Here is a 15,462-nt window from a genome sequence, read left to right on the forward strand (position 1 = left end):
GCGTGGCCTGGGGTATAATCCTTTCACCGCGATCCTTTTTATTTTTTGCACACGGCATCATGGCGGAAGCGAAAGACATCGACGACAGTCTCGAGTTCCTGCGGTTCTTCGAGAAGTACACGGAGAAGGAAGACCTTTTGCAGGTCATCCAGCACCGTCTGGAAAAAGACCCGGCGCGCCTCGACCTCACCCGGCAGGTGATGAGCGAAAGCGATTTTAAAATGCTGTCGGAACTGCAACCGCTGGCGCGCGTGGTGTACCTCAACCTGTCCGAGACGGGACTCAGGACCGCCGGCATCCAGCAGTTGTGCACCTCGCCGCACCTGGGCCGGCTGGAAACGCTTGAGCTCGGCAACAACAACGTCGATGACGATGGCCTGTTCTTCCTGTCGCGCATCTCCATCTTCGAGAACCTCAAAACGCTCAACCTGGCGAGCAACGAGATCGGCCCGGTGGGCGCAAAAGCCTTGTCGGCAAGCAAGACGCTGGCCAACCTGGAGACGCTCGACCTTTCCTACAACCGCATCACCCCGCTCGGCATCAAGGCGCTCACCAACTCGGACCTGGGACGCCGCCTGCGTTGCCTCAAGCTGGCGGACATCGGTTTGGGCGACGACGGCGCGGAGCAGTTGTCGAAGTGCGAACAACTGGAAGGGCTGGAGACACTCGATCTTTCCGACAACAACCTCACCGACCGCGGCGTGGAGTGCTTCGCGCGTGCCAACGTGTTTCCCAACCTCAAGCGGCTGATCCTGAGCAACAATCCCATCGGCGACGACGGCGTGTACGCGCTGGCGGAATCGGAGTTGTTCGAAAACATCGAGGAGCTGGAGTTGCGGTGCGCGGGGTTGACGGCGGACAGCGCCATCACCCTCGGCCAGTCACAGCACTTCAAGAACATTCGCCGGCTCAACCTGAACAACAACGACATTCGCGCCGAGGGCACCGAAGCGCTGGTCGCCTCCGCCAACGTGAAGCACCTGGAAGCGATCGATCTGGGCGAGAACCAGTTGAACGCGGAAGGCGCAGTGGCGCTGGCGGAAAGCCCGAACGTGACGCACCTGAAAGAACTGCGGCTCAACAACAACAACATCGCCGACGAGGGTGTTGTTGCATTGGCGCAGTCACCATACCTGACGGGATTGGAAGAGTTGTACCTCGAGCAGGACAACTGGATACGTCCGCGCGGCGCCAAGGCCATCGCCGAGTCCACCACGTTTTCCAACCTGCGCGTGCTGGTGCTGGGATTGAACGTGATCGGTGACGAAGGCGCGCGGTACCTGGCCGAGTCCACCACCCTCAAGAGCCTCACCTTCCTCAACGTCATCGGCAACAAGCTGAGCAATGCCGGTGAAGACACCCTGCGTCATTCCGAAACCCTGAAGCTGAAACAACTGGAACTGGTGTGACCCCACCCTGTGGGGAACCGCGTCCGGCGCGGAGCGAGCAGGCAACGCCTGAGAAAATCAGCGTCCGTACCGGTCCTGGTAGTACGTGCTGTAGGCGGGGCTGTAGATGAAGGTGGCGAGGATCGACAGGTTGTCGCGGTCGATGGTGACCGGGAAGGGATAGTACGGCGCGGCGTTTTTCACCGCGTTCACCGCCGCTTCGTCCAGCAGGTTCGAGCCGGACGCATCGATAAGCAAGACCTCCAGCAGACGTCCGTCGCGGGAGATGCGGAAGCGCAAAGACAGGCGGCCGTTGATGCCGTGGCGCGCCGCTTCTTCCGGATACGTCCACACCCGCTCGATCTGTTGCTTGATGCGCTGGAAGTACGACGCGTACTTGGCTTCCTTCGTGTTGAGCGAGATCACCTCGTCCTCGTCATCCGGGTTTTCCGATTTCATGGAATCGGCGTCGATGGCCGCGTACTTCTCCGGATCGAATCCGTCCAACAGCGCCAGCGTGCTCTCCGAGTACTTCTTCGCCGCTTTCTTTTTCTGCGTCACTTCCGGTTCGGGTTTGTCAAAACCGGTTTTCGCTTCCTGAAAAACTTCACGCGGTGTTTTGGGCGGCGGGATCAGAAACTCCTTGCTCAACTCCACCATCTTCTCCGGCTGAGGCATGGTTTCCGGTTTGGGTTTGGGAATGAGTGATTTTTTGCTGGCGAAAAGTTTGTCGGTTCTTTTTTCGATGTGCGATTTCGACTGGCTGTTGGCGTTGGAGATGAGTTCCGAGGTTTTCGGCGGTTCCTGTTCCTTGGGCTGAACCGGGTCCACCACCTGCGGCGGTTTTTCCTTTTTCAACTCCGGTTTTTTCGGAACGTACTTCACCTTGATCGGCGGTTGCTCCGGCGCTTCCGGCGGGCCGGGCGGGATCATGTGATACGCGGTGAACGCCGCCAGGTGCAGGCCGAGCGACAGCACCAGAAACTGTTTGATCTTCGGTGGCGGTTTGATCGGGAATCGCATAGGTCCCTATTATATCCCTCCCCTCTTTTCAACGGGAGGGCTGGCTGGGATGCCCTTTGTTGTTTGGCAATCACCACCATTGAAATCATCAAGGAAGAGGCTTCAAGACCTCCCCCTCGATCCCCTCCCTGGTAAGGAGGGAAGTGGTAGGTTACGCCGCAATCCATGGTTGGCTCTGAACCATATCGTTCGCCAGCGCCGCACTGGCAGGGCCTTTATAACTTTAAAATATTCAATGCCTTATGGCAACTGCAAAGCCGCGGGCCCTTATTCTGCGCAGGGTTGGAAACGGGCCGTCTTTTCCTTGTACCAGCGGTACGCGTTGGCTACCAGCGGCGAGTGCAGGTTGGGCGTGTCGTAGCGGTCCCCGTCGTGGAACGGCACGTGCGGCATCTCCAGCGACCGGTAGAGGTCGTTCAGGTACACCGGAAAATCGGCGTACATGGCGATGCGTTCCTGCAGGCCCGGCATCGCTTCCCGTTTGAACTTCATCAACTCGCGGCCGAAGGGGTGGATGGATGCCAGCCCGTTTTCCTCGCCTTGCTCCTGCACTGCGTAGCGGATCAGCGATTCGAAATCCTCCCAGTCCTCCAGCGCATCGACGTCGGAGACGTACGCCGGGTCGTTGTGAAACTTGGCGACGAACGGGGTGTCGAGGAAGATCGACGCGCCCTTGTTGAAGTTCTTGAGGTGCATGCCGAACTTGTATTCGTCGTTCATGCGGTAAGTGCGCAGATCCGAGTCGAAGTGGCGGAAGTGCGACGCCAGCACCGGGAGCAGGCGCAACATGCGCGCGGGCGAGGTGAGCACCTTGTGAATGCCGGCGTTCAATATCTTGCCGTCCTTGCGCGTCTCGTGCAGGAGCTCGATGATATCCTCCTCGATTGCCGCGAGGTTGATGGGGTACGCGTTGGGTTCCTTCACGTCGTGCAGGCGTCCGGCCTTTTCGTCGATCACGCGGTAGTGGTAATTGCGTTGCACAAACTCGCTTGCCGGGTCTTCCTTGAAGTGCGGAAACATTTCCTGCCGCGAGTTGAGCCACAGAATCAGGTCATGCGTTTTGAGGTCCTTGTCGTTGAGCACGCGGTCGAGGTCATACAGAAACGGCAGGTCGCCGGGCTGAAACAGCACCAGTTCGTTCGGCGCCAGCGCCAGTGCGTTGCGTCCCAGCACCAGCGTGTGGATGAGCACCAGGTGGTCCGGGTCCTCGTGCACGAACCGAATCTTCTTGCCGCACGGCCCGATCGTTTCCAGAAACGCATCGAGCACTGTCTTTACTTCTTTCGAGCCGACGACCACGATCTCTTTCAGGCTGGAGACCATCAGGTTGCCCAGCGCGTAGCACATGAGCGGAATGCCGTAGATGGGGAACAGGAACTTGAGGCGGTCGATCTCGTCGTCGCGGGCGCGCAGGATCAGGTGGCTGATGCCCTTCTTGCCCTGGGCGATCTCGCGGCGCGCTTTTTCGATGGCTTCCTTGTCGGCCAGCTTGCGCGACTCATAAGCGTTGTGGGAAAAGCTGACGATGCACTTCTCAATGGTCGGATGGTTCATGCGTGACAACCGTGCGGAAACAGAGACCCTTCTTCCGGCGGCGTCCGGCGCGGGAGGGCTTCCTAGAATTCAAAATAATAGGTTGATTTTAAAGGTTTAATTATACACAACTGGAAGCGGCGCACCAATCGCAAACCGGGCTTTCCAAAAGCGGAAACCAGGCAAAGTTTCCGGTCTGCAAAAAAAACCTTGACCTTTTATATTTCCGTGAGTTGTGGCTGTTGGGCTTTGGGTAAATGGGCTTGTCTATCTGATTTTTTAATCATACAATTGAAGTATCGTTTGAGGAAATAAGGATTTATGAAATGGGCGACCCGACTCACATCATTGAATTGATTGACCGGATTCTGGAAGAAACCGAGGATCAGCCGGAGCTTCAGCAGAAGATCTTCGATCTGCGCGACGCGCTTCTGGCGGCCCAGCAGTCCGCTCAGCAGTACAATCTCAAGATCAAGACGCTGGAGGAAACCATCCGCCAGCTCAAGTCGCCCGCGCACCGCATCGGCACGGTGCTGGGTCCGGGTAACGACGACCTGGTGCGCCTGAACGTCGGCGGCACGGAATACCAGGCGGCGGTCTCACCGGAGATTCTGGAAAACGGTCCGTTGCAGGTCGGCGACCAGGTGGCGGTGAACGAAGGCTTCGTCGCCATCATCAAACTGCCGCGGCCGGAGCAGGGTCCCATCGCCCGCGTCGTCACCCGTCTCAAGGACGGCCACTGGATGGTCAACGGCGGCACCGGCAACACCGAATTCATGGTCCAGGTCTGCGACGACCTGAAAGAAGAAAACTTCCGCGAAGGCGACGAGATCATCCTCGATCCCACGCAACGCGTCATCCTGAAAGCCCTGCCCAAACGCGAGCAGAAGCTGGTGGTGGAAGACGAGTTCGTCACCGTCACCTGGGAGCAGGTCGGCGGGCAGGAAGACGTCATCAAGGAAGTCCGCAAAGTCATCGAGTACCCCATCCTGCACCAGGAAATTCTGGACAAGATGGAATACCGCATGCCCAAGGGGTTTCTGTTCTATGGCCCGCCCGGTTGCGGCAAGACGCTCATCGGCAAGGCCATCCTGTCCGACATCGTGAACAAACTGAAAGAGCAGAGCCACGACCTGAAAGATCTGGAAGGGCGCTTCATCCACGTCAAGGGTCCCGAGATCCTCAACATGTGGCTGGGTGAGTCGGAACGCAAGGTGCGCGAGATATTCAAGAAGGCGCGCGACTACCGCGAAAAGGGACAACTGCCTTTCATCTTCATCGACGAGGCGGAATCCGTGCTCGGCACACGGCAGGCGCTCCGCGTCAACAACATCTCGAATACACTGGTGCCGATGTTCTGTGCGGAGATGGACGGTATTCAATCCGTGCGCGACATGGTGGTGATCCTGGCGACAAACCGGCCGGACCTGATCGATCCCGCCATCCTGCGCCCGGGGCGCATCGACCGCAAGATAAAGGTATCGCGTCCGGACCGCGGCGACTGCGAGGACATCCTGAAGGTGTACCTCAAGAAGGAACTGCCCATCGAAGGCGATTCGCTGGACGCGTTGATCGAGCCGTTCCTCGACACCCTGTTCAGCACCAAGCCGGAGCAGGAAGCCCTGCTCCTCACCCTGCGCAACGGCGAATTCAAAAAACTGTACTGGAAGGATTTCATCTCCGGCGCCATTCTGGAGAGCATCGTGCTTCGCGCCAAGGAACGCGCCATCGAGCGCGCCATCGCCGGAGAGCCGCTGATGATCAAAGTGGACGACCTGTTGAAGTCGCTGGAACACGAGTTCGTGGAGAACAACGTACTGCCTGCGGATTCCAATATGGAAGACTGGCTCCAGCTTCTCGATTTCGATCCGAAGAACGTGGTGCGCGTGCGTCGTCCGCGTGACTCGGATCAGGCCGCGCACCAAACCATGAGCCGGTCGATTATATGAGTTCTGCCGTTCCCCTGCTGGGATTGGAAACCGAATACGGAATCATCCGCGAAGACCTGGAGGATTCCGATCCCGTTGAAGAGTCGATGGCGCTCCTCCAGCAGTGTCCGCTGAAAAGCGTGTTCCGCGGCTGGGCGTACAGCCGGGAGCGCACGCATCTGGACATGCGCGGGTTCACGGTGAACCACCTGGCGCAGGATGAAGAAGAAGACGAGTTCTGTGCGGAAGACCGCAAGCGGCCTTACAGCTATTGGGAAATGAAGTGCGACCGGGTGCTGGTCAACGGCGCGCGGTTTTACAACGATCACACGCATCCGGAATACGGCACGCCGGAATGCCGGACCGTGATGGACCTGGTCACGCACGATCAGGCGGGCGACCGCATCCTGCTCGAATGCGTGCGCCGCCGGAACGAAGAGCTGGGCGGACCGCACGTGCAGGTGTTCAAGAACAACACCGACTACAGCGGCCACAGTTACGGCACGCACGACAATTACCTGATTCCGCGCCGGTTGGACTTCGACGTCTGGGTGCGGGGATTGGTGCCGTTTCTGGTCACGCGCCAGTTGTACGCGGGCGCGGGCAAGGTCGGCACCGACGGCAAAAAGGTCGAGCCGTTCAGCGGTTTGCAGTTGGCGCAGCGCTCGGATTTCATCGAGTGCCTGCTCAGCATCGAGACGATGACGCAACGCCCCATCGTCAACACACGCGACGAGCCGCACGCCGCCACCGACCGGTATCGGCGGTTGCATTTGATTCTCGGCGATGCCAACATGTCTCCGTATGCGACGGCGCTCAAGCTGGGCACGACGCGGCTGGTGCTGGCGCTCATCGCTGACGAAACTCTGGAACTGCCGCCGGAACTGGCCGACCCGGTGCACGACGTGCAACGCACTTCGCGTGACCGCACCGGCACGGTGTTACTGAAACGCGGCAACGGACGCACCATCACGCCGCTCGACATTCAGGGCTGGTACCTGGAGCAGGCAAAGAAGAATCCGGGCCGCCTCGGCGACGAAAAAGAAGAGCAATGGATCGTTCAGGAATGGGAGCGTACGCTGAACGACCTGAGGGAAGGCTCCCACAAACTGAGCGACCGCATCGACTGGGCCATCAAGGAAAGCCTGTTTTCGCAGTTCATCGAGACCGAAGGGCTTTCGTGGGACGACCCGGTTCTGCAGAGCCTGGATCTGGAGTATCATAATCTGGATCCGGAGCGCGGCCTGTACTACGGCCTTCTGGAAACCGGGGATCTGGCTCCCTTCGTTCCGGAAGAGGACGTGGCCCGGGCGGTGCACAATGCACCGGCGGGCACGCGGGCGCGCATCCGCGGCCTCATGGTCGATCAGGAGCAGGACAATATCCGCAGCATTCACTGGACGGGTATTGAGTTCAAGAACGGTGACTATCTGGACCTGACGGACATCATCCACGAGCAGGATGTTGAGCGGGTTCTGGAAACCAATAAGGAGTTGTTCGCATGGAAATGACCGATCCCCTGCGCAGGGAAGAAAAGAAAGAATCTTCTCCCGATCCGAAGGAAGAAAGTGGTCCGTCCCGGCCGGACGTGTCCCGTCCCGGGCGCGACAGTCTGCTGAAGCGCATGAAAAAAGTGGACCCGAAGCAGTCGGAGAAATACAAACAGCGAACCGGTCAATGAGCGATTCTATACTTCATTCCCAAGGGCCGGGAGATTTCTACGAACTTCTCAAGCGGTCAGGGTACCAGTGGGCCTCGGCGCCGGAGAAGGGAAACCCGGTGGACGTATCGCAGTTGGTGCATGGCACCACGGTGTTGGCATTTCATTACAAGAACGGGGTCGTGGTCGCAGGCGACCGGCGCGCCACCGCCGGCAACGCCATCATGTATGACCGTTGCGACAAGGTCATCCCCATCGATGACTATTCCCTGATGGCCATCGCGGGCGTCCCCGCCACGGCCTTCGAGATGGCCCGCATCCTGTCTCACAATTTCGAGTACTACCGCCGATCGCAATTGCAGTCGCTCAGCACCGAAGGGAAAATCCGCGCGCTGTCGAAACTGCTCAAGGACAACATGGGCATGGCCATCCAGGGCGTGGGCGCGGTGAGCCCCATCTTCGCCTCCTACGACCTCAAGGAAAAGAAACCGTACATTTATTTTTACGATCTGTTGGGTGCGAACTTCGAGATCCGCACGCACACCGCCACGGGTTCCGGCTCGCCGGTCATCCGCGGCGTCCTGGAGCACGAAAACCTGTGGGGCTCCAGGCCGTTGGCGGAACGCGATTTCAAGGAAGCGTCGATGCTTGCCGTGCGCCTGTTGCAGACCGCCGGTCAGTTCGATTCCGCTACCGGGCAGGGTCGGCCCGACGACAAGATCTATCCCGTCGTGGCCAGCATCACCGAGGACGGCTACCACTTCCTCGAAGATGCCGAAATGGAAATCCTGTTCCAGGAATCGATGAAGAGGAACGCCTGAATGTTTGAAGAACCGTTTCGCTGGATGGAGGCGATCTCCACCCGGCATAGTTACGTCCAGGAAAAACTGCGCAAGGGACAGCCGGTCATTGCGGTTCCGTTCAAGGAAGGCGCGTTGATGATGGGGTTCACGCCCCAGCCGGGAAAGATTTTTGAAGTGTACGATCGCATCGCGCTGGGCAGCCTGGGTCACCCGGCGGATGTGGAACGCCTGCGCATGACGCTACTCGACATGGCGCATCTGGAAGGATTCAACCGATCGGAAAAGGACGTCACCATCGCCCGTCTTCTGCAGTTCGGCGTGGCCCCGGCGCTCAAGCAGAATTTTGAAGAGGTCATGCGCGCGCCGTATTTGGTGAAACTGTTGCTGATGGAGATGAATTTCGAGAACCAGCCGTTGTTCTTCCGCCTCAACTACGACGGGCACTGGGAGATGTTCAAAAAGGGCACGGTGATCGCGGGCGACGACAAGGAATCGGAGTACATCGAAAAAGAAATTGGAAAGCGAGATTTCGCTTCGCTACCCTTGGAACAGGCACTGGTGGAAGTCAGCCGTCTTTGGGAAGAGAGCAAAAAGCAGGGGACCGAGGAAGAACCGGGAGCGGAAAAGGGAACGGCCATGACGCTGGCCGAAGTCTTCGAGAATTGGACATTGGAAGCGGCGGTGTTGAGCACCACCCGGAAAAAGTCTCTGTTCCGGTGGGTCACTTCCGATGAATTGGAAACGCTCAAAAAAACCTGCGTGTGACTTATGAAACGGCGAATCTACGGCATTGAAACGGAATACGGCCTCCTTATCAAAGAGGAGGACTTCAAGTACGGGCCGATAGATGTGGCGGTCCGGGTCAAAAACCACATCTTCGATAAAAAGCAGGGCGTGCTGGACCTTCACTACCGCGCCAACGACGAGCCGCCGGGCAACGGCGGCTTTCTCGTTAATGGCGGCCGTGTGTACCTGGACATGGGGCATCTCGAATACGCTTCGCCGGAGTGTTCCAACCTCACCGACCTCGTCACCTTCGACCGCGCGGGCGACATGGTGGTGCAGGAAGCGCTGGAAGACCTGGGCTGGGGCGACCAGGTGGCGTTCATCAAGAACAACGTCGATCTGGAAACCAACGCCACCTTCGGCTGTCACGAGAACTATCTGGTCAGCCGCGCCTTTCAATTCGACAACCGCGAAAACCTGCGCCTGCTCGCATCGTTTCTGGTGACGCGCCAGATCTACGCCGGAGCCGGGCGTACCGGCGCGTGCAACCCGCAACCGTTCCGCGACTGGGACGACATCCATCAGGCGAAGAAGGATACGGAGGAAGTCCACTTCCAGTTGTCGCAACGCGCCGACCACATTCCCAACGAGTTCTACCGCTGGGTGCAGTACAACCGCGCCATCGTCAACACGCGCGACGAACCGCTGTCCGATCCCAGTAAATACCGCCGGATTCACCTGCTGGTCGGCGACTCGAACATGAGCGAGTTCGCCACCGCGCTCAAGATGGGCACGACCTCGCTCATGATGGAGTTGATCGAGCTGGGCGTCGCCAACCCGGACTGGATTCTGGCCGACTCCGTGGCCGCCATGCGGTCGATCTCGCGCGACCAGGAATTCAAGTGGCACATCCAGATGCGCGACGGCAACCAGAGCACGGCGCTCGAGTTGCAGTGGGAGATGCTGAAGACGGCGAAGGAATACCTGGCCGGGGCCAACGCCGACGCCGACTGGGTGATCGAGGCGTGGGAATCCGTGCTCACCGATCTGCCGAAAGGCCCCGAACATTTGATCGGGCGCGTGGACTGGGCGGCCAAGTACTGGCTCCTCACCGAGTTCATGGAAGCGGAGAACCTGGGCTGGAAAGACCCGTGGGTGAAAAGCCTCGACCTCGAGTACCATAATCTCAATCGCAACGTCGGCCTGTACTGGGGACTGGAAGAAACCGGCGATGCCAACCGCAAGACCACCGACGCCGCCATCGAGCACGCAAAGCACAACCCGCCACGCGGCACCCGCGCGGACGGACGCGGCGAGCTGGTCAAGCGCCTGGTCGAAAGCCAGACCGGGTACCTCATCGACTGGATCGGTTTCCGTCTCAACAAGGAGGAACCGTTTCTGATGCTGGACCCGTTCGTGTCCTACAAGAAAGACATCAGGGCGTATCTCGAACGCATGGACCTGCAACAGCCGTTCGACCGCGACAGTTTTTTCCGTTGATCCTCGCCACCGCCGGCTCGGCGGCATTCTCCTTTTCACTAAAATTTCGACGACCGTCTCCTCTCCGGGAGGCGGTTGCTTTGTCTTCTCCCACGTTATATGATGGGTTCATAACCAACATTTACTTTATGGAGATGGTGTGAGCGACTGCCTGTTCTGTAAAATCATGAATGGTGACATTCCGGGTGAAAAGGTTTACGACGATGACAACGTGTTTGCGTTCAAGGACGTCAATCCGCAGGCACCAACGCACATCCTGATCTGCCCGAAAAAACACATGAGCACCATCCTGGACATGGATACCGAGGACGAAGCGGTGATCGGTTCCATTTTCTCCGTCGCCAACACGCTGGCTACGGAGATGGGGCTGGAGAAAAGCGGGTTCCGGCTGGTGTTGAACTGTGGCTCCGGCGCCGGACAGTCGGTCTTCCACGTCCATTTCCATATGCTGGCCGGACGGCCCATGAAATGGCCTCCGGGTTGAGATCATGATCACACTTGACGAACTCTACGAAAAACTGAAGCCCATCCGCGTCGGCAACCCGATCTGCGAGTTCACGCGCGAACACTGCGAGCGCATCTGGCCCACCATCGAGCGCATCCGTGAACTCAAAAGGGAGAAGAATGCCATCATCCTCGCGCACAATTACGTGGAGCCGGAAGTGCTTTACGGTGTGGCGGATTATTCGGGAGACTCTTATGGACTGTCCAAAAAGGCCAAAGAGTCGAAAGCCGATGTCATCGTGTTCGCGGCGGTGCGTTTCATGGTGGAGACGGCAAAGATTCTCAATCCCGAGAAAACGGTGATTGACCCGAACCCGAATGGCGGCTGTTCGCTGGCCGACGGCATCATGCCTGCGGACGTGCGAAAACTCCGCAAGCAGTACCCCGATCACACCTTCGTCTGCTACATCAACACCACGGCGGAAGTGAAGGCGCTGTGCGATGTCTGCGTGACCTCATCGAATGTGTACCGCATCGTCGAGGCCATCGACAACGACCGCATCTATTTCCTGCCGGACAAATTGATGGCGCAGAACGTCATCGAGCACTGCCGCAAGAATGGCATCGATAAAACCATCGATTACTGGGACGGCACCTGCTACGTGCACGAGGAATACCAGCCGGGGGCGGTGGACTTTGTCCGCAATGCCAACCCCGGCGTCGATGTGCTGGTGCATCCGGAATGCGCGCCCGGCGTGGTGCAGAAGGCCGATTACGTCGGGAGCACCACCAACATGCTCGACCACGTGCGCGGCTCGTCTGCGGACACGTTCTTCCTGCTCACCGAGTGCGGCCTGACCGGTGTCCTGCAATCCGAGTTTCCAGAGAAAAAATTTGTCGGCTCCTGCACCATGTGCCGCTACATGAAGGCCAACTCCCTCACCGATGTTTTGGGCGCGCTGGAGAATCCCCAGCCGCACCAGATCATCACCCTCACGCCGGAAGTCCAGCAGGGTGCACTCCGTTGCGTGAACGCCATGTTCGAATACGCCGAACAACCCACCTCCAAATAACCGGACTGCGTCCGGAAGCAAAATAACTCGATACAGATTTTCTCTGGAAGATCGTGGTTTGTGTACCGTCTATATCCTTAACGGGTCATTCTGAGCGTCAGAGAAGAATCCATGTTTTTATGAATTGGATACTTTGACCATGGATGCCTTGCCGCAGACCACGTCCGCTATTCCGCGGGAGCGGAGGCGGGTTGTTTGTGATCCGCCGAATGCAGGGGTTTCTTCATGAATATCTGGTAGAGCACGGGCAGGACGACGAGCGTGAGCAGGGTGGAAGAGACGATGCCGCCGATGACCACCGTTGCCAGCGGCCGCTGAACTTCCGCGCCGGTGCCGGTGGCCATGGCCATCGGCAGGAATCCCAATGACGCCACCAGCGCCGTCATCAACACCGGCCGCAGGCGTGTCAAGCATCCATCGTACACCGCTTGGTCCAGGGGCACGCCTTCTTCGCGCAAGCGGTTGATGAACGACACCAGCACCAGGCCGTTCAACACCGCCACACCGGAGAGCGCGATGAATCCCACGGCGGCGGAAATGGAAAGCGGGATGCCGCGCGCCCAGATGGCGAACACGCCGCCGGTCAATGCCAAAGGCACGCCGGAAAACACAAGCAGAGCCTGCCGTGTGGAACCGAACGCCGCCATCAGCATGAGAAAAATCAGCAGGAGCGCCACCGGCACCACCAGGTACAACCGTTGCGTGGCGGAGATGAGGTGCTCGAATTGTCCGCCCCACGTCAGCCAGTAACCGGAAGGAATCTCCACGCGCTCGCGGAGGAGCCTCTGCGCCTCTTCCACAAACGTTCCCAGGTCGCGACCGCGTACGTTGGCGCTCACAAACACGCGGCGTTTGCCGTTTTCGCGGCTGATCTGGTTGGGTCCCTGCGCCACTTCCAGATCCGCCACCGTTTCCAGCGGGATGAAGGTGGGAAGTGATTTCACCTGCGGGCGCTGGGCGCCGACCGTGTGCGCATGTCCATTGTCCAATTGTTTCGGAAACGGAAGGGGAATGCGGCGCAGGTGGGGGATGCTTTCGCGGATGTCTTCCGGCAGGCGCACGACAAGGTCGTAGCGGCTGTCGCCTTCATACACCACGCCGGCTTTTTTGCCACCGATGGCGGTCTGCACGATGGTCTGGATTTCCGACACGTTGAATCCCAGCCGTGCCATCTCTGGACGCTTCAGCTTCACGGTGAGGATGGGCAGGCCCGTCACCTGCTCGACACGAACGTCGGCGGCACCGGGAACCTCTTCCAGCACATGCGCGATCTCTTCGGCCTTGGCCAGCAGGACATCCAGATCGTCGCCGTGCACTTTCACCGCCACGTCACTGCGCACGCCGGAGATCAGTTCGTTGAAACGCATCTGGATCGGCTGGGTGAATTCATATTTGTTTCCAGGGAGCGGTTTCAAGACTGATTCGAACTTTTGAATGATGTCGGCGCGGGTGAGAGCCGGATCCGGCCAATCGCGCCGCGGCTTCATGATGACAAACACGTCGGCGACACTGGGCGGCATGGGATCGGTGGCGATGTCCGGCGTGCCGATCTTGGCGAACACGTAATCCACTTCCGGAAACTGCTTGAGCTCCTTCTCCAGGTTGTGCTGCATGCGCACCGCCTGAGACAGGCTGGTTCCGGGAATACGCAGGGCGTGGATGGCGTGGTCTTCTTCATTGAGTGTCGGCACGAACTCGCGTCCCAACTGCATGGCCAGCAGGATGGTCAATACGAACAGCACCCCCGCAAAAGTCAATACCGCCGCCCGTGCGCCGAGCGTCGCAGTGAGCACCGGACGGTACACCCGTTGCGCCCAATTGAAAAACCACGTTTTCTTTTCGGACACGCGGCCACTGATGAACTGCGCCACCATTGCGGGGATGAAGGTGAGTGACAGGATCAACGCGCCGGACAACGCCGCCAGCACGGTGAACGCCATGGGAATGAACATCTTGCCTTCGATGCCGGCGAGCGTCAGGATCGGCAAATACACGATCATGATGATGATCACGCCGAAAATACTGGGGCGCGCCACCTCCGCCGCGGCAGTGCTGGCCACATCCAGCCGCTCGGCCTCAGACAGTTCATACCCGATTTCCCTCTGCGCTTCGGTGAGGCGGCGGATGCAGTTTTCCATGATGATGACGGTGCCATCGACGATGATGCCGAAATCGATCGCGCCCAGGCTGAGCAGGTTGCCGCTCACGTCGTTCGTCACCATGCCGGTCACCGCAAACAGCATGGACAGTGGAATGACCAGGGCGGTGATGAGCGCGGCGCGGAAATTCCCCAGCAATAAAAAGAGCACGATGATCACCAGCAGCGCACCCTCGGTGAGGTTGTTGCGTACGGTGGTCAGTGTTTTGTTGACCAGCCGGGTGCGGTCGTAGGTGGTGGTCACCTGCATGCCTTCGGGGAGCGTGCGCTCGATCTCCCGCATTTTTTCGTCGACAGCGCGGGCGACGCGGCGGCTGTTATCGCCTTTCAGCATGAACACCGTGCCCAGCACCACCTCCTGACCGTTGCGCGTGGCGGCACCGGTGCGCAGTTCCTTGCCGATCAGCACGTCGGCGACGTCCTTGATGTAAATGGGAACGCCCCGGTGTGCGCCGACCACGATGTTCTGGATATCTTCAATGCTTTTCACTTGGCCGGGCGTGCGCACCAAATACTGCTCGCCGCTTTTTTCGATGTAGCCCGCGCCGACGTTGTCGTTGTTCTTGCGCAGGGCGTCAACGATATCGTTGAAAGTGAGGTTGTAGGCGGTGAGCCATTTGGGGTCCGGGGTGACGTGGTACTGTTTCTTGTAGCCGCCGATGCTGTTCACTTCCACCACGCCGGGAATGGTCATCAACTGCGGCCGGATGGTCCATTCCTGCGCCGTGCGCAATTGCGCCATCGCTTCCACGCTTTTTCGGGTTTCGCGGTGGCCGTCCTTCCAGCTGAGTGCCCACATGTAGATTTCCCCCAGACCCGTGGCGATGGGACCCATGATCGGTTCCAGACCACCGGGCAGGGTGGTGCCCAGCTCACGCAGGCGTGCGTTCACCAATTGGCGTGCGAAATAGATGTCCGTGCCGTCCTCGAAAATGACCGTTACCTGCGACAGGCCATAGCGGGAGATCGACCACGTTTCTTTCAACTGCGGCAGGCCGAACATGGCGGTCTCGACGTAGTAGGTGACGCGCTGTTCGACTTCCAGGGGAGAGTAACCGGGGGCTTCGGTGTTGATCTGCACCTGGATGTTGGTGATGTCGGGCATCGCGTCGATGGGCAGTTTCTGAAAATTGTATATGCCCAGCACCGCAAGAAACAGAGTGGCCAGGATGACAAACACCCTCTGGCGAATGGCGAAATCGATGAACCGTTTCAGCACGGCAGGT

General features: G+C 59.0%; 12 protein-coding genes. 9 read left to right on the plus strand and 3 right to left on the minus strand.

From position 1 onward, the window contains the following. Positions 1–59 precede the first annotated feature (59 nt). Positions 60–1,409, plus strand: a complete 1,350-nt coding sequence (locus tag J2S31_RS00915) for a hypothetical protein (protein ID WP_237097163.1) — start codon at positions 60–62, stop codon at positions 1,407–1,409. A gap of 57 nt (positions 1,410–1,466) precedes the next feature. On the opposite strand, the gene J2S31_RS00920 is transcribed toward J2S31_RS00915, so the two are convergent. Continuing rightward, the gene (locus J2S31_RS00920) at positions 1,467–2,411 is read right to left on the minus strand and encodes a TonB family protein (RefSeq protein ID WP_237097164.1); all 945 of its coding nucleotides are present in this window, start codon (positions 2,409–2,411) and stop codon (positions 1,467–1,469) included. Positions 2,412–2,678: 267 nt separating this feature from the next. Then, on the minus strand, positions 2,679–3,965 hold the full coding sequence (locus tag J2S31_RS00925; protein WP_237097165.1) for a hypothetical protein: 1,287 nt from the start codon (positions 3,963–3,965) through the stop codon (positions 2,679–2,681). Between the two features lie 305 nt (positions 3,966–4,270). Between J2S31_RS00925 and J2S31_RS00930 the strand changes: the two genes are divergently transcribed. The 8 genes from J2S31_RS00930 to nadA all read left to right on the plus strand — a co-directional run bounded on the left by J2S31_RS00930 (position 4,271) and on the right by nadA (position 12,078). After that, positions 4,271–5,893, plus strand: coding sequence for an AAA family ATPase (locus J2S31_RS00930; RefSeq protein WP_237097166.1), 1,623 nt, complete (start codon positions 4,271–4,273; stop codon positions 5,891–5,893). Further along, on the plus strand, positions 5,890–7,383 hold the full coding sequence (locus tag J2S31_RS00935; RefSeq protein ID WP_237097167.1) for a proteasome accessory factor PafA2 family protein: 1,494 nt from the start codon (positions 5,890–5,892) through the stop codon (positions 7,381–7,383). The genes J2S31_RS00930 and J2S31_RS00935 overlap by 4 nt, the downstream gene beginning before the upstream one ends. Then, complete coding sequence (locus tag J2S31_RS00940; protein ID WP_005006709.1) at positions 7,374–7,553, plus strand: ubiquitin-like protein UBact; 180 nt, start codon at positions 7,374–7,376, stop codon at positions 7,551–7,553. The genes J2S31_RS00935 and J2S31_RS00940 overlap by 10 nt, the downstream gene beginning before the upstream one ends. Then, on the plus strand, positions 7,550–8,353 hold the full coding sequence (locus J2S31_RS00945; protein ID WP_237097168.1) for a proteasome subunit alpha: 804 nt from the start codon (positions 7,550–7,552) through the stop codon (positions 8,351–8,353). The genes J2S31_RS00940 and J2S31_RS00945 overlap by 4 nt, the downstream gene beginning before the upstream one ends. Further along, on the plus strand, positions 8,354–9,100 hold the full coding sequence (locus J2S31_RS00950) for a proteasome subunit alpha (RefSeq protein WP_237097169.1): 747 nt from the start codon (positions 8,354–8,356) through the stop codon (positions 9,098–9,100). It begins immediately after the preceding gene. Positions 9,101–9,103: 3 nt separating this feature from the next. Next, the gene (locus J2S31_RS00955; RefSeq protein ID WP_237097170.1) at positions 9,104–10,561 is read left to right on the plus strand and encodes a proteasome accessory factor PafA2 family protein; all 1,458 of its coding nucleotides are present in this window, start codon (positions 9,104–9,106) and stop codon (positions 10,559–10,561) included. Positions 10,562–10,700: 139 nt separating this feature from the next. Beyond that, the gene (locus J2S31_RS00960; RefSeq protein ID WP_237097171.1) at positions 10,701–11,045 is read left to right on the plus strand and encodes a histidine triad nucleotide-binding protein; all 345 of its coding nucleotides are present in this window, start codon (positions 10,701–10,703) and stop codon (positions 11,043–11,045) included. Between the two features lie 4 nt (positions 11,046–11,049). Then, on the plus strand, positions 11,050–12,078 hold the full coding sequence (gene nadA / locus J2S31_RS00965) for a quinolinate synthase NadA (protein WP_237097172.1): 1,029 nt from the start codon (positions 11,050–11,052) through the stop codon (positions 12,076–12,078). A 167-nt stretch (positions 12,079–12,245) separates the two neighbouring features. On the opposite strand, the gene J2S31_RS00970 is transcribed toward nadA, so the two are convergent. Further along, positions 12,246–15,455, minus strand: a complete 3,210-nt coding sequence (locus J2S31_RS00970) for an efflux RND transporter permease subunit (RefSeq protein WP_237097173.1) — start codon at positions 15,453–15,455, stop codon at positions 12,246–12,248. Between the last annotated feature and the right edge of the window lie 7 nt (positions 15,456–15,462).

The sequence above is a fragment of the Nitrospina gracilis Nb-211 genome (genome assembly GCF_021845525.1).
GTDB classification, from domain to species: domain Bacteria; phylum Nitrospinota; class Nitrospinia; order Nitrospinales; family Nitrospinaceae; genus Nitrospina; species Nitrospina gracilis_A.

Coding starts and splice junctions, on each gene's coding strand:
- J2S31_RS00920 (WP_237097164.1), bottom strand. CDS start 2,411: ATGCGATTCCCGATCAAACCGCCACCGAAGATCAAACAGTTTCTGGTG.
- J2S31_RS00935 (WP_237097167.1), top strand. CDS start 5,890: ATGAGTTCTGCCGTTCCCCTGCTGGGATTGGAAACCGAATACGGAATC.
- J2S31_RS00955 (WP_237097170.1), top strand. CDS start 9,104: ATGAAACGGCGAATCTACGGCATTGAAACGGAATACGGCCTCCTTATC.
- J2S31_RS00945 (WP_237097168.1), top strand. CDS start 7,550: ATGAGCGATTCTATACTTCATTCCCAAGGGCCGGGAGATTTCTACGAA.
- J2S31_RS00940 (WP_005006709.1), top strand. CDS start 7,374: ATGGAAATGACCGATCCCCTGCGCAGGGAAGAAAAGAAAGAATCTTCT.
- J2S31_RS00930 (WP_237097166.1), top strand. CDS start 4,271: ATGGGCGACCCGACTCACATCATTGAATTGATTGACCGGATTCTGGAA.
- J2S31_RS00915 (WP_237097163.1), top strand. CDS start 60: ATGGCGGAAGCGAAAGACATCGACGACAGTCTCGAGTTCCTGCGGTTC.
- nadA (WP_237097172.1), top strand. CDS start 11,050: ATGATCACACTTGACGAACTCTACGAAAAACTGAAGCCCATCCGCGTC.
- J2S31_RS00950 (WP_237097169.1), top strand. CDS start 8,354: ATGTTTGAAGAACCGTTTCGCTGGATGGAGGCGATCTCCACCCGGCAT.
- J2S31_RS00925 (WP_237097165.1), bottom strand. CDS start 3,965: ATGAACCATCCGACCATTGAGAAGTGCATCGTCAGCTTTTCCCACAAC.